The organism is Glaciecola sp. HA4-3, from assembly GCF_055693685.1.
Map to the genome: position 1 here is coordinate 1619898 of NZ_CM146340.1, position 15977 is coordinate 1635874.

Genomic DNA, 15977 nt, shown 5'->3' on the forward strand with positions numbered 1-15977 from the left:
AGAATGACACAAGTTGAATCACCAGCAGTTGCTTTACGACAAAGAATTGTTAGCCATCTGAGTAAGATTTATGACACGGTTAATACCGTTGATAATTACGACGAATTGGCGCAAGAGTTAATGGCGCGTATGCGATTAACGCAAGATACCATTCAAGAGGTACATGCTCACCAAAATCATTGGTCTGAACAAGACATCATGTTGATAACCTACGGTGACTCAATAGTAGAAACAACAGAAGATAACCATTTAGAAACGACAGAATACCCCCTGAAAACCCTTCATGCTTTTTTAAATCAATATTGCGCTGACACTATAAATAAAGTGCACATTTTACCTTTTTTCCTTACAGCTCGGATGATGGGTTTGCCGTTATTGATTATTCTACGGTGAATCAAGGATTAGGAAATTGGGAAAATATCACCGCTATATCACAAGACTTTGGACTGATGTCGGATATTGTTATCAATCATTGCAGCGCTAGAAGTATTTGGTTTGACAACTTCATAAAACAGCAAGAGCCTGGAAAGGACTTTTTCTTCACCGCCTCTCCTGATAGTAATTTAAGTGATGTGGTAAGGCCTAGAACGAGTCCTTTATTGCGCCCGACGCAAACAGAAAATGGCGTTGAGCATGTTTGGTGTACCTTCAGCCATGACCAAGTGGACTTTGACTTTACCAACCCTAAAGTCTTAAATGCCTTTGTAGATATTATACGCTTATATTTAGATAAAGGCGTTAGCATGTTTAGGCTCGATGCAATTGCTTTTCTTTGGAAGAAGATTGGGTCGCCTTGTATCAATCTTGAACAAACTCATGAAGTCGTTAGGTTGATTCGTACCTTAATTGAACACGCAGAATCTCAAGCAATCATCATCACTGAAACCAATATTCCTAACCGTGAAAACCTAACATATTTTGGCAACGCAAACGAAGCACATGCGATTTATAATTTCTCCTTGCCTCCTCTTCTAATCAATACACTTGTTAGTGGCGATTGCACTTATCTTAAGTCTTGGTTAACCAGTATGCCACCCGCTCAAAATGGCACATTTTATTTTAACTTTATCGCCTCTCATGATGGCATTGGTTTGCGCCCTGCTGAAGGTTTATTGAGTCAACAAGAACTCGGGGATTTAACAAGCCTTATGGAATCATTTGGTGGTCAAATCTCATACCGTAGCCAAGAAGATGGTTCATTGAAACCATATGAAATGAATATTGCACTAATTGATGCCTGTAAAGGTAATTTAAAAGGCGAGGATATATATCAAAAACAACGGTTTTTGTGTGCTCATGCAATAATGCTATCCTTAGAAGGCGTTCCCGGTTTGTATATACATTCACTTTTAGGCACCCAGAATGATTATGCTAAACTAGAAAATACTGGCCAAAAACGTGCCATAAATAGGCATCGTTGGGAATTATCTGCGCTAAATGAGGCGCTTAAAGATAGCACAAGTATGCAAGCATGGGCTTACCAGAACATATCTCGTTTATTAGCAATTAGGATAAAACAAAAAGCGTTTCATCCCAATGCGACACAATATACTTTGCAACTTGGCACTAGTTTATTTGGGTTTTGGAGGCAAAGCATGGATAGGAGCCAAAGTATTTTTTGTGTATCAAATGTGACTGACGAAGCGCAAATACTTAACCTGACGGATATCAACATGATAGATTTGGATGATTGGTATGACTTGTTAAAGCCGATCAATGTTTTACAACGAAACGATTCGCTGACACTAGCACCCTATCAAACATTATGGATAACGAACCGCGCTTATTAAGCAATAAATGAAGCATCACACACAAAAAAGGCGGTTAAATATCACCGCCTTTTTTAGCTAACTTTTCACTTGATATTACTAGACATATCCACGTTCGCGTTTTGTCTCGATTGTCTCAATGTAGCCATGCCACGTTGCGTAACCAAGGATTGGCATAATAACAACAAACGCCGCAAAGAAGGTCAAAAACCCTAATAATACACAAAGTACAATAACGCATGCCCATACAAACATCGGAAGTTTGTTTCGCCACACCGCATTCATGCTTGTTAACACCGCTGTTGCAAGATCAACTTTACGCTCTAAGAGAATGGGCTGAGTAAATGCACTGATAAAAAACACAAGCGCCGAAAATCCAGCACCAACAATCGTACCAAAAATTAAGAACGGCCACATTTCAGAAAACACAAACTCCCCAAAATAAGGTGGTGCCAAAGCATGAATTAAACTCGCTACCCTTAGCCAAAATATCATAAGAACCATTAACATTAGGCCGAATCCCCACTCGTTAACAGCGTTTCTGGACATTGCGCTTAGTGAATGTCTTAACGATGGCTTCTTTTTCTTTTCAAACTGCCAAGATACATCGTATAAGCCCGCCGCTAAATAAGGACCTAATAGCATAAAACACATCATGGCTGGGAAAATAACTAAATACCAACCACTAGCTTGCACTAAATAAGTAATACCTAGCGGCACAAGTGCAAATATAATCCCATAAAATAAGCTGATAGCTTTTGCGTTTTTAAAATCGTTTATACCTAACGCAATCCATTTGAAGCAATCAAATTTTTCGAGTTCTCTGGATGGAATGACGCGGGCAATGCCGCTGGAAGTAATGGCATTTTCTTCAGCGTTTTCAATTTTTTGAGACATGGAAATCTCCTTAGATGTGTGTTCATGAAAAATTATATGGGCCAGTTACAAAACCAAGCCCATACATCAATACTATGAAACTTAACAACTTAGGTCAAAACTTATACAGATCTAAATCAATTAATTAGCAAAAACTTACCATTTTGCAAAATTCCATCGAATGGACTTACCGAAAAATTCGTGTAGAAAGGTATTTAGGTCACTGAAACTTGTTACATCAACACTATGATTTGCTAATGTTTCAGCGACAAAGCGATGACAGTTTTGATCGAGTAAATGATAATCAAGCATAGAAAATAGCTGTTCTTTTGCTCTATCAGCGGTGTCGGTTCTATATAAGGCTTTATTACTATCATCACATGCAACAAAAATTTGGTCACCCGTGCGATCATCGATAAAACGTTCAGGACTGACACAGCGCACTAAGCCCTTCCCCGATAACTCATAGATATTTCCATCAACCCAAATGCCAGTATGGTCAAGTACGCCATATATACCACACGTGACCACAGAGCCATTGCGAGGAATACTCATATAAGCTGTTTCTCCGGGCATCGCATCAATGATTTCTTTGCGTTTTAAATATGCCGTATTTGCTTTATTTGTTGCATAAACACCTAGTGCGGCTGCGCCTAGCCATAATAGCGGTGCTGGCATAAATTACTCCTAGTACCAATAACATAGTGGTTTATTTCATTCATGTTAAGAACGAACATTTAAAATAAGATTTAATGTATAAAATACATAATTAATATATTAGACTTTGTGGAATAAGGCTACGATTGAAATGTTTCAAAACATTTTTTATGTGTAGATTTTTCTTTCAATTATACAAAAACTATTTGTAAGTATTAACCTGAATAGAGTAAGCACGAGGCCAATGGAATCAATTAAACAATCGCTCAAACTTGCCAATGTGTGTTATGACATTCGTGGCCCCATATTGGTAGAAGCCAATAAAATGGAAGAAGCTGGTGAGCGGATTTTGAAATTAAATATTGGTAACCCAGCTCCTTTTGGCTTTGAAACACCTGAAGATATTCTAAAGGATGTAATTAGACAATTGCCCACAGCACAAGGTTATTCGGAAGCTCAAGGGATATATAGTGCTCGTGTTGCAATTATGCAGTATTACCAACAAAAAGGGATTACAGACATTGAAGTTAGCGATGTCTTTATTGGAAACGGCGTGAGCGAGATGATAACCATGTCGATGCAAGCCTTACTTAATAATTCTGACGAAGTGCTAATTCCAGCGCCGGATTATCCTCTGTGGACAGCAGCTGTCAATTTGTCGTCAGGTAACGCCGTTCATTATCGATGTGATGAAGCATCAAACTGGTTCCCTGACATCAATGATATCGAGAGTAAAATAAACTCACACACACGCGCAATAGTGTTGATTAACCCTAACAATCCGACAGGTGCAGTTTATAGTGAAGCATTGCTACTTGATATTGTTAAATTGGCTAGAAAATACAATTTGATAATTTTTAGTGATGAAATTTACGACAAAGTGTTGTTTGATGGCGCTAAGCATCATTGCATCGCATCACTTGCACCCGATTTATTTTGTGTCACTTTTAGCGGCTTATCAAAAAATTACCGTGTCGCCGGTTTTCGTTCTGGTTGGCTATTAGTGAGCGGTAATAAAAAGTCGGCAAGTAGTTACATTGAAGGACTCAATATATTGTCGAGCATGCGCATGTGCGCCAATGTTCCTTGCCAATATGCCATACAAACTGCGCTTGGCGGCTATCAAAGCATTAATGATTTAATCACTGATGAAGGCCGTCTTATCCAACAGCGTAACATTGCCTATGAGCAACTCAATGCCATTGATGGTATTTCTTGCGTAAAACCAATGGGTGCAATGTATTGTTTTGCCAAAGTAGATAGTCGAAAAATCAAGGTGGCAAATGACGTTGAATTGATTTTAGATATTTTGCGGACCAAAAAGATACTACTCGTGCATGGTAGTGCGTTTAATTTACATGATGGTCTTTATTTTCGTTTAGTATTTTTACCACACAAAGACGTATTGCAACCAGCCCTTGCTCAGTTAAATGAGTACTTTTTGAGTCGCAGCACGATCTAATAAATATACCCTCACAAATTTATTATCTGCCCTGCGTTTAAGCACAATCAACATAAATAAATCTTAATGGTGGCTTCTGAATTTTAGACTACACTTTAATAACTGTAGTTTTATCCTCAAGCAAAATACCTAAAGGATTCGTTATGTATGCCTAATCAATATTTGGCCACGAATAGACAAAATGTTTTAATCGAAAAAGTCACAAATACTGGAACAATTCGATATGCGTATGCAAATAATACCATGACATGGTCTCCTAACTTGTATCAGCTTTTAAAACTTCCTCTAAATTGTGACATCCCAGCCAATGAATGGGATATTCCTTGCTTTTCAGAACATACTAGTAAGCTTATCGAAACTCACATTATTAAACATGAGCAAAGTGCAAAGAATTTTGAGATACAAGTGCCTGTCACCAACAGTTTCAGTACTGAACGTTGGGTTAGGATTCATGTTGAATTTATCGTTCTTCATGGTGAATTGAATGAAAGAATCACCGTAATTCAAGACGTTACCAATGCATTTGAAATTGCACAAAAATCACATTATTACAATGATCGAATGGCACTTGCCTTACAAGCTTCTAGTACAGGTACGTGGGACTATACAGTCAAAGATAATATTTTGTATTGGGATGAAGCCATGTACTTTTTATTTGAAAATGAAGGTACTAAAAAAGGAATGCGCTTTGAAGACTGGATAAAAATTGTACATCCAAACGATAAAGAAAAATTTATCAACACCTTTGATAACATTCGACGTGATGTCTCAATTGAAAAGCTGCTTGATTTTTCATTTAGAATATTAAGCCCTTTGGGCAATACAAAGCATATTAAACTTCAAGCAAAGTGCTACATTAATAAATATGGTAAGTTGTCTCGTATTGTAGGAACTTGCATCGACATTACCGAATTTGAATTAAGCAATCATGCATTGTTGGAACAAGCTACCATTGCACAAAAACATGCGCTTTATGCAAATGAAGTTGATGCGACTCGAAAGACTATCATTGCTAATTTGGGGCACGAGCTAAAAACACCAATGAACGCACTTATGGGGGCCTTGCAGATACTTAGTAATACTTGTTTTGACGAGCAGACTAATCGGCTTATTGCCATCGCAAATGAATCATCAAATGATTTGTTGGCCGTCGTTAATAACGTCCTTGATATGTCAAGATTAAATAACAATGTATCGACATTAGAATCGATAAATATCGATCTAGTACAACTGCTAAATAAGTCAATTGCCAAATATGAGAAAGAGCTATCAAAAGGGGTAAGACTTCATTGTGTTTTTGATGACTCACTAAATACCAAGCGCGTTGGTGACGCCAATAAACTTGCTCAAATTCTTGACAACTTAATATCTAATGCTGTCAAATTCACTCAACATGGTGAAATAAAAATATCTCTCAATGGTACAGTGGATGCTATCACTATTGGTGTTTATGATACGGGTATCGGCATTCCCAATAATCAAGTATCAGGTATATTTGAAGCGTTTAAACAAATCGATGATTCAAATACCCGCGCATACCGAGGAGCTGGACTTGGCTTAGCTATTACTCGACATTTAGTCGACCTACTTGGGGGCGCCCTCAGTGTTAATTCAATTTTAGGTAAGGGATCAATATTTACAGTTGAGCTACCCATGCCAAGCATACAACTATCACAGCACATTGCCACGCACCAGCTTGTCCCTGAATTAAATGGAAAACGCATTCTACTAGGCGAAGCAATTCGCTCATCTTGCGCCGTGATAAAACAACTACTGATGCCCAGTAATGCAGAATTAATTACTATGCAAGATGAAGCACAAGCACTGACTTATTATCGTAAAAATTCTGATATAGACCTACTTATATTAGATCTTGTATCATCTCCACTTGCCGCACAGGAAGTTTGCCGTAAAATAAGGCAAGAAAATACCCACTTGCCTATTATTGCTCTTAGCGCTAATGTAGGTGTTGAAGCAAAGAAGCATTTGCTGAATTTAGGATTTAATCATGTAATTGAAACTCCTATACAATATGACGTGCTGTACCAATTATTAACCCGTTTGTTAAGCAAATAGACGGTTCGAATCAATTTATGCAATTTATCGTGTTGATTTATAATGGACACGCAAGCTCTAAGGTGCTGGAAAAGTAAATGAGTAGTGAAAATAAAAATAATATTTCTTCCGTTGAAAATAACTCCGATAAACCAACACATGCTGTTGCCATAGGTGTCTCAGCGGGCGGGCTAGAGGCGCTAGAAAGCTTTTTTAACGCCGTTGATGATGAGTTAGGTTGTGCGTATATCGTAATACAGCATCTATCACCTGATTTCAAAAGTATGATGGATCAGCTTTTGTCTAAATACACCAATATGCCAGTGCTTCAAGCACAAGACAGTCAACAACTTGTTGCTAACACGGTGTATCTAGTGCCTGCTGGTACCTTACTTAGGATTGTTGACAACAAAGTCCAACTTTCTGACTTACCCAAAGAAAATCGAATCAATTTGCCCATTAACGCTATTTTCACCAACCTTGCGCATGATCTCGAAATAGGCATCGTAGGCATTATTTTGTCAGGCACTGGTTCAGATGGGTGTCGCGGAATAGTTGCACTTAAAGAAATGGGTGCATTAGTGATAGCTCAAGACCCGAATGAAGCGCAATTTAATGGTATGCCGCAAAATGCAATAGGCACAGGTGCAGTGGACTTTGTATTGAACACCGCTGAAATGCCTGAATATATTAAGAACTACATATCTCATCCTTTAGCTAGTGCAGAAAGTGAAACGTTTAAATATCATTTGTCACAAAATACTGATGTTTTGCGAAAGATTTTAATTCTTATTCAAGATTTGACCGGTTTAGACTTTAAGGCATATAAAGAGTCTACGGTATCAAGGCGCATTAAACACCGTATTAGCATTAATAATATGGTGTCGTTAAGCGAATATTGGGAATATCTGCAAAACAATAAAGAAGAAATTGAATTAGTAAAACAAGACTTATTAATCGGCGTGACTCGGTTTTTTCGCGATCGCGAAATGTGGGCAACACTAAAAACAGATGTCATTATTCCCTTAATTAATAAAGTGCCGCCCGGCCAAGCGATACGCATTTGGTGTGCAGGCTGTTCTACGGGTGAAGAGCCCTATTCCATTGCAATGCTATTTGACGCCGTTTGTAGAGAACTTGACGTTGAACGCACCATCAAAGTATTTGCAAGTGATATTGATGAAGTCGCCATTGGCTATGCAGGTAATGGTATATATCCCTCTAGTATTAGTGATGAATTACCACCAGAGTATTTGTCCCGTTACTTTAATCAGCTTAGCGATAGCGAATATCAAGTTAGTAAAGAGCTACGAAAAAATGTAGTGTTTGCGATACATAACATGATAGAAGATCCCCCTTTTTCAAATATGGATTTGGTAAGTTGCCGTAATTCACTTATTTATTTTCAGCAACCTGCTCAGCAAAAAGCCATGGCATTTTTCCACTTTTCTCTAGTTAAAGATGGATTTTTAGTGTTAGGTAGTTCTGAATCGCTAAGGCAAATTTGCGAGTTATTTTCCAACTATTGACCCATCAAATAGGATTTATCAAAAGAAAAGTGAAGCGCGTATTCCTATTGCTCAGATCTCATCAAATGGATTGAAACGCAGTGGCTATGAGCTAAAAAGTATTCCTCAATTTGTTGATCGAATTAATAAACAGCGCGCAAAAACAAAAACAAGATCAGTTGGTTTGGAACAATTACAAGACCAATATATTCCACCAACTTTTGTACTTAACCCTAAGCTACAAGTTGTTTATACCTACGGTGATACATCTACGTTTACCGAGAAACTCCGCCCTGGCGAAGTAACAAATGATATTTCAGAAATTGTTCGCTCGGATATTGTAAGTAGCGTGCTATCGGCCGCTCATGAAGTGCTCAGAGAAGGTCATAAAGTTATTATGAGCAATGTCGTAGAGCATGACGATATCAAATACTCGATATCATCATTTAGTTTTTTAGACGAATATGCGGCTGAACGCTACATTGCCTTGAGTTTTGTTAAAGATATCCAAGGTGATGATAAGGATACAGATATTGCAATCTATTCGCCCGATGAACAAACTCAACAACGAATTATTGAGCTAGAAACGGCGTATGTTGAATGCCAGCGGATGTATCGAGAAGCACTAGAGGACCTAGATTCAACTAGTGAAGAGCTACAAACGTCCAACGAAGAGTTAATGGCCGCCAATGAAGAGTTACAATCGACCAATGAAGAGTTGCAGTCGGTTAATGAAGAACTTTATACGGTTAACTCGGAGTACCAACAAAAAATAATTGAATTGACCGATACCAATAATGACTTAGAAAACCTATTAAATGCCACTGACCTAGCGGTACTCTTCTTAGACGGTGATTTAAATATTAGACGTTACACTAGGCCGATTCGCAATTACATCAACATTATGGACTTCGATTTGGATCGCCCATTTCACGACCTCTCTTTGAAATTTAAAATGGATGACGTTCATGAGATAGTCGATAGAGTGAATACCGATGGTAAGTCGTATTATACAACTGTTGAGTTTGAGGATACCAAAGGCATTGAAATGTCTATTAGCCCTTACTCAATCGGGAAAGATAATCAAGGCGTCGTTATATCTATGCGTGAGAAAATGTCTTAGTGTCGGTCTGGACGGCACGCTTGACACAACGAACTAGTCGAGATGACGGTGACCAAAGAAATGCATATCAGCGAGATAAAGCTCGTATTATGCATAGTCCGTCGTTTAGGCGCTTACAAGCGAAAACACAAATAGTTGGGGTGGGCGTTAGTGATTTTTTTAGGACACGCTTAACCCATAGCCTAGAAGCGGCCCAAATTGGCACGGGTATTGCCGCTCAACTTTGGCATACTCAGCGCGAATTATGCAGCAAACTAAGTATTGACCAACAGTTGATTGAAGCAATTTGCCTAGCACATGATATTGGTCACCCACCTTTTGGGCATGGTGGTGAAATTGCACTTCATTATATGATGCAAGATTATGGAGGATTTGAAGGCAATGGACAGACCTTCCGTATTTTGAGCCGACTTGAGGCATATTCAAAAGACCATGGGATGAACCTTGCTAGAAGGTCTTTATTGGGTGTTGTAAAATACCCTAATTATATGCCCATATTAAACAACCCCCTATGCACGCCTGAAAAAAGCGAACGTTTTTCACAAGTAAAATCGGATTTATGGCACCCACCAAAAGCATTGTTTGAGTCAGAAAGAGACGTATTTGATTGGGTGCTAGCACCATTAAGTGTTGACGACAAAACAAATTTCATGGTCTATGAAAGCCATGAAGATAAGCACGCCAAGACCATGCATAAGTCCATTGATTGCTCAATTATGGAGCTGGCGGATGATATCGCTTATGCGGTGCATGACCTAGAAGACGCTATTGTAATGAATCTAGTTACTGAATCAGCTTTTGAGCAAGAAGTGACTCATGTTATCAGGGAACTTCACATTAAAGGCCTTAGTGACCAAATAGATAACTTACAGTCGCAGCTATTTAACCAAACAGCCTACATTCGCAAAAATGCTATTGGTGCAATGGTCAATGCCTTTATTACAGCCATATTTATTGACAAAAAAGACATATTTGAAGAGCCTATTATAGATTATTATGCAAGGCTTCCCATTGAAGTGGAAACTGCTCTCAACACTTGCAAACTTTTTGTCTTCAAATACGTGATCAAAAAACCTGATATACAACTAATAAGGTATAAAGGTCAACAAATTGTGATGTCTCTATTTGATGCCTTTTCAAGTGAGCCTATTCGTTTATTGCCTATTAATACTGCTAGTCGGTGGCAACAAGCACAAAGCGAAGCACAACAGTTTAGAGTGATAAGCGACTATATATCGGGTATGACTGATGAATACGCAAATCGCATGTATGCAAATCTTTTCCTGCCCAAGACTCAACCGTTTAATAGTTTAGGGGTATAGTGCAAGATTTAGGCTCTTGTAACGGTCTAGTATCAATAGACTAGAAATAACGTTTTTCATGCGGTATTTCATCATTATCAGGACGCCTTATGATCATTAAAACGCCTAATAAACATCACGCCACCGAAAGTCAGGTTACTGACGAGAACGTATATAAAAATAGAAGGCAGTTACTCAAAAACATGGGGTTTGTTGGAGCCGCAGGCTTAATAGCAAGCTCACAAGCAAATGCTAACCCTTTTTCTTGGTTTTCCAATGACGACGAAGCGGTGTTTAAAACAAGAGATTTGGAATTTACCAAAGACACACTTAACGCTAAACAAACACCTGAGGCCATCGCCACTAGTTACAATAACTTTTATGAATTTGGCACTAGCAAATCTGATCCAAAAGAAAATTCTCAAGACTTTAAAGTGAACCCTTGGACTTTCACCATAGATGGCTTAGTCGAGAATCCAATTACGCTGTCGTATGACGATTTATTTAGTCAATTTAACCTTCAAGAACGAATTTATCGACTTCGGTGTGTAGAAGCTTGGTCGATGGTTATTCCTTGGATTGGATTTGAACTAGGTCAAATCATTGCCAAAGCTAGACCTCTAAGCAAAGCTAAATATGTTGCATTTTCCACGATTTATGACCCTCAGCAAATGCTAAGGTCAACGCAGTCGATTTGTAGGTGGAGGTGTTGATTATCCATATGTCGAAGGCTTGCGTCTAGACGAAGCAATGCATCCACTTAGTTTCTTAAGCGTCGGTATGTACGGTAAAACATTACCTCCTCAAAATGGCGCACCTATCAGGTTAGTTAGTCCATGGAAATACGGCTTTAAAAGTATCAAGTCTCTAGTCAACATTAAGTTAGTTGAGAAGCAGCCTCCCACCTCTTGGAATATCCTAATCCCAAGTGAATATGGCTTTTACGCAAATGTTAATCCGACGGTCGATCATCCAAGATGGTCACAGGCTCGTGAGCGACGTATTATGGGCAGTAGTGTATTTGACCAAGACCGAATCGCGACCCAAATGTTTAACGGTTACCCTGAGGTGGCTGATTTGTATAAAGGTATGAACCTAAAAGTCAATTACTAATGATAAGCCTTCGGCCAAAGCGCGTAATTAGAACGCCTACAAGCGTTATCACAAGCTTACGATACAGTATCCACGGCATCGCTTTAATGTATTTAATTTACGTTTTTTATGCCAGTGTTTATGGCTCATTATCATAGGTGATCCGGTTCAATATTTAATAGATTTCACCGGGATTGGTTCCTTTAATCTTTTGTTGCTGTGTCTAATAATAGCCCCACTAAGTCGCTGGTTTAAATTTGTGCAACTTATAGCACTACGCAAAACACTAGGTGTTTACTCAGCGATTTATGCCCTTTCACATTTAATGGTTTATATTGCTTTTGAATTGCAGTTTGAATGGTCTTTAATTGCAAGTGAAATAATCAAACGCCCCTATATTACTGTAGGCTTTGTAGCCTTAGTAATACTCTCAAGTTTGCTAATGACATCGTCACAAAGCGCAAAACGTAGAATGGGAAGCAATTGGCAAAATTTGCATAACTGGATATTTATAGCGCTAATATTAGCTTGTCTGCATTTTTTATGGTCAATAAAATCCAGTGAAATCGAACCATATATTTATATTGGCTTAAGTGCCCTATTACTAATGAGTAGAAAAGCTTTTATCAAAAAAATTTTTAAATAAGCCTTGCAAAACTTTATACACAGTATTACTGTATATCCATACACTGTATAAAATACTGTATAACTTATTTAAAATACGATTGAATAAAGAGCTAAATATGAATGTTAATGCAATTACATCGCTATTCCCGCAAACTACATCGGACAGTTTTACTAACAACAAGATATCAATGAAAGGGACATCCTTACATTTTGGTTTTTCTCAATCAAATGTCTTACCATTTAGTAAAGGGAAAAAAAGGGCTGGATATGTAACCTAAGTAGGAATTACCATTTTAGCACCACCAATTATCGCCATATAAAGATTGATTGTAAAAAATTAATAAATCCAAGCGCTCGTGATTCGCTAGACACACATGAAAAAATGTATGCTGATGCTCAGCTGAAAGTTATTCAAGCTTTATTAATAGCGGGGAACTGTGAATACATTTACTTTGATGCGCATTTTAGTGATGAACAAATGTCTCTAATTCGATTGCTACAAGCAAGAACAGATACAGAGTTATTAAATGCTAAGCAAGCATATATGTTTAATAACGAGCGATTAGCAGGGCAACTTTAAACACTACAATACTTCCTTCCTTAAGGATTAACTGAATGTTCAGACCAGATATTATTCTTAAGTTGACTAATTATTCGTGTTTGTGGGTTTGTTTTAAGGTGAAGGTAATCAACTTTTTTAGGGATAAATATAACTAAGCTAAAATATTCACTGATGCCGTTGGAGTTTATGGGTTCAGCTTGCGCTGTTTTATTTGCTTTTGGGGTGGGCCAGTAAAATTGAGCTTTTGCGCTATCTGAAAGTTTATTCCATGCGCTTTTAGCCTCTACTGTTTCGTACGAATGAACAACAATGTCACAATCAATTCTATATTGCTCTCTTGTTTTTACAAAGTACCAACAAATTTGCGCCTTAGCTTGAGAAGCCCAGTCACTGATTTTATCGCTTCTAACATCCGTAATCGCCGTTAAATTTAGTGAGTCTTCACAAAACCCTCGAAAAACCATCGTTCTATTTTGTGGCAAGCCGGTTAAAGATACACTAGCAACTTGGAAAAATTTTGACTCTGGCTTACTACGAGACAAGTGCAAACTTTTAACTAGAGCTTGACGCCACTGAGGAAAAGAAGTCACGTGTTCGTTATGCCTTATTCACTTGAGTAAACAATCGATAAAAATTTTCTCGAGTAGTTGACGCTATTTCTTCGATAGAAGTCCCTTTAAGTTCAGCAATAAACCTAGCAACATCTACCACATGTTTGGGTTGATTAATTTGCCCTCGATATGGAACAGGCGCTAACCATGGTGAATCAGTTTCTATCAGTAGTTTATCAAGTGGTATTTGCTTCACAGTCTCTTGAAGTTCTGATGCCGATTTAAATGTGACAATGCCTGAAATAGATATATAGATCCCCATTTCCATAGCAGCTTTTGCCATGTCAAGACTCTCTGTAAAGCAATGAAGTACAGCGCCAGTGCTCGGTTCATAATGTCGTTTAAGTAAGTCTAAAGTATCTGTTTGTGCCTGCCTAGTATGAATAATTAGTGGCTTGTTTACCTGATTGGCCGCTTTAATGTGATCAACAAACGATTGCAACTGTGTTTCTTTTGTCTGTGAGCTGTAATGATAATCAAGACCTGTTTCGCCAACCGCCACCACATCACGTTGAGAAACACATGCCATTAAACTTTCAAAGTCACAAGCATCTTCTTGATGCAAAGGATGCACACCACAAGACATAGACACATTTGGATATTTCGCTACTCGGCTTTTCATTTGTTCAAATTCACGCACTGAAACCGATACACACAACATATGCTCCACTTTATTGTCGTTTGCATTCTTGACTATTTCATCAAGGCTTAAGCCATCTATTTCAATTCTATCTAAGTGACAGTGTGAATCTATAAACACTGATATTCCTCTTAATCTATAATATCTTACTGTTATTGACTTTGTTTAAGGTAGTTTGTATTAACAATTGTTTATTTATGCCCGCTCTTTCTGCGCTCTTGCTGGCGTTAGACACTATTTTTAATACATAATCAGTGGTATTTACGACTGTAACATCCATTTGATCACTCATTGTTTGTGCAATAATTAATTGATATAGCCATTTCATGAAGTACTGGGTTTGAGATTGCCATTTTTTCGCCAAATCAATACTTGAGATCTTTGTTGCCTCAAATGATTTCATGTCGTTTACAAATACATCGTGACTAAGTTCTTTTATATTTAAAGCCGACAAGTAATCGATAGGAGAGTTACCGTAGGCAATTAAGCCTTTCTCAGTCACTTTCTCGTTAGTATGTTGACCAAGCCAATTTAAGCACACCTTAGCCGATGGTAAGTTAATGCGAATCTTCTCACACCGGCTAGTGATAGTCGGTAACAATGCTCTCATTTGTGTAGTCGACAAAATTAAGTAAGTGTTTTCTGAAGGCTCTTCTAATGTTTTTAATAAAGCATTGCTTGCAGACTCCGTCATCTTTTCAATGTCTTGGATCATTACTACTTTGTTTCCAAGTAGTTGAGATCTTGTGTTAACAAACTCGCTAGCCTTTCTAATCAAATCTACACCAATGCTTGGTTTCTCACTCTCAATCTGAACAAAATCTGGATGCGAATATGCATCAACCAACATACAAGACTTACAATGACCACATGCTGTTAGTGTTTTACACAGTAGGTTTTTTGCTAATGCCATCAACAATTCATCTTGTCCTACACCCTTATCACAAACCAAAAGAATAGCGTGATGTAGACTGTTATCTTGACTTCGTTTAGCCAAGCTATCGTAGTGTTCTTGTAACCAAACTCTATTTAGTATTTGCACGATTGATACCACTTATCGATTTGTGCATTAACTGCACAAGCAACCTCATGAATAGTTTGGCTAGCGTCAACTGAGCAAGCTAAGGGAAAACCAACGCTATTTTGTTGAGCAGATAACTTTTTAATTTCAGTTAAATAAGTCTGCCTTGCTCTATTAAAAAACGCTAAACCGGCACTTTCGATTCTATCGAGCTCTCCCCTGCCTTTAGCTCGTTGTAGACCTAACGTTGGCTCAATGTCCATATAAATTGTAAAATCTGGTACAAAATCCCCCAAAGACAATTGTTTTAGCGCATCTAGAGTCGTAAGACTTATTTGTCTGCCTCCTCCTTGATAAGCAATAGATGATAAATTATGTCTATCACCTATCACAAAAGTCCCCTTATTTAACGCAGGGGTAATAACGTTGTGGACAAGCTGCTTTCTTGCTGCATACATTAATAACAGTTCTGTTTCTTGTGCAACTTCTTCGCCCGTCCAATCTGCTTTGACGCATTCTCTGATTGCTTCAGCCATTGGCGTACCGTCAGGCTCTCTTGTACAAATTACGTCATGACCTTTTGATAACAAATAGGTTTTAATGACATCTATAACGCTAGTTTTCCCTGCTCCTTCAAGCCCTTCAACTACGATAAAAGCTGCTTTCAATTTAT

The 15977-nt window shown here is 38.1% G+C and carries 14 protein-coding genes and 2 pseudogenes; 10 read left to right on the forward strand and 6 right to left on the reverse strand.

Annotated elements, in window-relative coordinates; translation table 11 throughout:
- The first annotated feature begins 3 nt into the window (after positions 1 to 3).
- Positions 4 to 1790: pseudogene (locus ACZ1G6_RS07725) on the forward strand (sugar phosphorylase).
- A 78-nt stretch (positions 1791 to 1868) separates the two neighbouring features.
- Here ACZ1G6_RS07725 and ACZ1G6_RS07730 read toward each other — a convergent pair.
- Both ACZ1G6_RS07730 and ACZ1G6_RS07735 read right to left on the reverse strand, forming a co-directional pair.
- Positions 1869 to 2666 carry a DUF2189 domain-containing protein gene (locus ACZ1G6_RS07730; protein WP_472618756.1) on the reverse strand — a complete coding sequence of 266 codons (798 nt, stop codon included), beginning with the start codon at positions 2664 to 2666 and terminating at the stop codon, positions 1869 to 1871.
- A 135-nt stretch (positions 2667 to 2801) separates the two neighbouring features.
- Positions 2802 to 3323, reverse strand: coding sequence for a hypothetical protein (locus tag ACZ1G6_RS07735; protein WP_472618757.1), 522 nt, complete (start codon positions 3321 to 3323; stop codon positions 2802 to 2804).
- A 223-nt stretch (positions 3324 to 3546) separates the two neighbouring features.
- Between ACZ1G6_RS07735 and ACZ1G6_RS07740 the strand changes: the two genes are divergently transcribed.
- The 9 genes and pseudogenes from ACZ1G6_RS07740 (at position 3547) to ACZ1G6_RS07780 (ending at position 13050) form a co-directional block, all read left to right on the forward strand.
- Positions 3547 to 4764, forward strand: coding sequence for a pyridoxal phosphate-dependent aminotransferase (locus ACZ1G6_RS07740; RefSeq protein ID WP_472618758.1), 1218 nt, complete (start codon positions 3547 to 3549; stop codon positions 4762 to 4764).
- 147 nt (positions 4765 to 4911) lie between these two features.
- Positions 4912 to 6840, forward strand: a complete 1929-nt coding sequence (locus ACZ1G6_RS07745; protein ID WP_472618759.1) for an ATP-binding response regulator — start codon at positions 4912 to 4914, stop codon at positions 6838 to 6840.
- 77 nt (positions 6841 to 6917) lie between these two features.
- A complete protein-coding gene (locus ACZ1G6_RS07750) occupies positions 6918 to 8348 on the forward strand; it encodes a CheR family methyltransferase (protein WP_472618760.1) in 1431 nt (476 codons plus the stop codon).
- A 70-nt stretch (positions 8349 to 8418) separates the two neighbouring features.
- Positions 8419 to 9450, forward strand: coding sequence for a PAS domain-containing protein (locus ACZ1G6_RS07755; RefSeq protein ID WP_472618761.1), 1032 nt, complete (start codon positions 8419 to 8421; stop codon positions 9448 to 9450).
- A 20-nt stretch (positions 9451 to 9470) separates the two neighbouring features.
- Positions 9471 to 10772: an anti-phage deoxyguanosine triphosphatase gene (locus ACZ1G6_RS07760; RefSeq protein ID WP_472618762.1), complete on the forward strand. Its 1302-nt coding sequence runs from the start codon at positions 9471 to 9473 to the stop codon at positions 10770 to 10772.
- Positions 10773 to 10861: 89 nt separating this feature from the next.
- A pseudogene (gene msrP, locus ACZ1G6_RS07765) lies at positions 10862 to 11864 on the forward strand (protein-methionine-sulfoxide reductase catalytic subunit MsrP).
- Positions 11865 to 12057: 193 nt separating this feature from the next.
- On the forward strand, positions 12058 to 12489 hold the full coding sequence (locus tag ACZ1G6_RS07770) for a protein-methionine-sulfoxide reductase heme-binding subunit MsrQ (protein ID WP_472618951.1): 432 nt from the start codon (positions 12058 to 12060) through the stop codon (positions 12487 to 12489).
- A gap of 97 nt (positions 12490 to 12586) precedes the next feature.
- Complete coding sequence (locus ACZ1G6_RS07775; RefSeq protein ID WP_472618763.1) at positions 12587 to 12748, forward strand: hypothetical protein; 162 nt, start codon at positions 12587 to 12589, stop codon at positions 12746 to 12748.
- Positions 12749 to 12852: 104 nt separating this feature from the next.
- Positions 12853 to 13050, forward strand: a complete 198-nt coding sequence (locus ACZ1G6_RS07780) for a hypothetical protein (RefSeq protein ID WP_472618764.1) — start codon at positions 12853 to 12855, stop codon at positions 13048 to 13050.
- Positions 13051 to 13070: 20 nt separating this feature from the next.
- Here ACZ1G6_RS07780 and ACZ1G6_RS07785 read toward each other — a convergent pair whose 3' ends face one another.
- Genes ACZ1G6_RS07785 through tmk form a run of 4 tightly spaced genes read right to left on the reverse strand, consistent with a single transcriptional unit; the run spans position 13071 to position 15972 of the window.
- Positions 13071 to 13622: a pyridoxamine 5'-phosphate oxidase gene (locus ACZ1G6_RS07785; RefSeq protein ID WP_472618765.1), complete on the reverse strand. Its 552-nt coding sequence runs from the start codon at positions 13620 to 13622 to the stop codon at positions 13071 to 13073.
- A 7-nt stretch (positions 13623 to 13629) separates the two neighbouring features.
- The gene (locus tag ACZ1G6_RS07790; RefSeq protein ID WP_472618766.1) at positions 13630 to 14403 is read right to left on the reverse strand and encodes a TatD family hydrolase; all 774 of its coding nucleotides are present in this window, start codon (positions 14401 to 14403) and stop codon (positions 13630 to 13632) included.
- Positions 14404 to 14419: 16 nt separating this feature from the next.
- Positions 14420 to 15325, reverse strand: a complete 906-nt coding sequence (holB, locus tag ACZ1G6_RS07795; RefSeq protein WP_472618767.1) for a DNA polymerase III subunit delta' — start codon at positions 15323 to 15325, stop codon at positions 14420 to 14422.
- Positions 15313 to 15972 (reverse strand): dTMP kinase, encoded by a 660-nt coding sequence (gene tmk / locus ACZ1G6_RS07800; protein WP_472618768.1) that lies wholly within the window; start codon positions 15970 to 15972, stop codon positions 15313 to 15315. Before tmk ends, holB begins: the two co-directional genes overlap by 13 nt.
- Positions 15973 to 15977 lie beyond the last annotated feature (5 nt).

Coding starts and splice junctions, on each gene's coding strand:
- ACZ1G6_RS07730 (WP_472618756.1), bottom strand. CDS start 2,666: ATGTCTCAAAAAATTGAAAACGCTGAAGAAAATGCCATTACTTCCAGC.
- ACZ1G6_RS07735 (WP_472618757.1), bottom strand. CDS start 3,323: ATGCCAGCACCGCTATTATGGCTAGGCGCAGCCGCACTAGGTGTTTAT.
- ACZ1G6_RS07740 (WP_472618758.1), top strand. CDS start 3,547: ATGGAATCAATTAAACAATCGCTCAAACTTGCCAATGTGTGTTATGAC.
- ACZ1G6_RS07745 (WP_472618759.1), top strand. CDS start 4,912: ATGCCTAATCAATATTTGGCCACGAATAGACAAAATGTTTTAATCGAA.
- ACZ1G6_RS07750 (WP_472618760.1), top strand. CDS start 6,918: ATGAGTAGTGAAAATAAAAATAATATTTCTTCCGTTGAAAATAACTCC.
- ACZ1G6_RS07775 (WP_472618763.1), top strand. CDS start 12,587: ATGAATGTTAATGCAATTACATCGCTATTCCCGCAAACTACATCGGAC.
- ACZ1G6_RS07780 (WP_472618764.1), top strand. CDS start 12,853: ATGTATGCTGATGCTCAGCTGAAAGTTATTCAAGCTTTATTAATAGCG.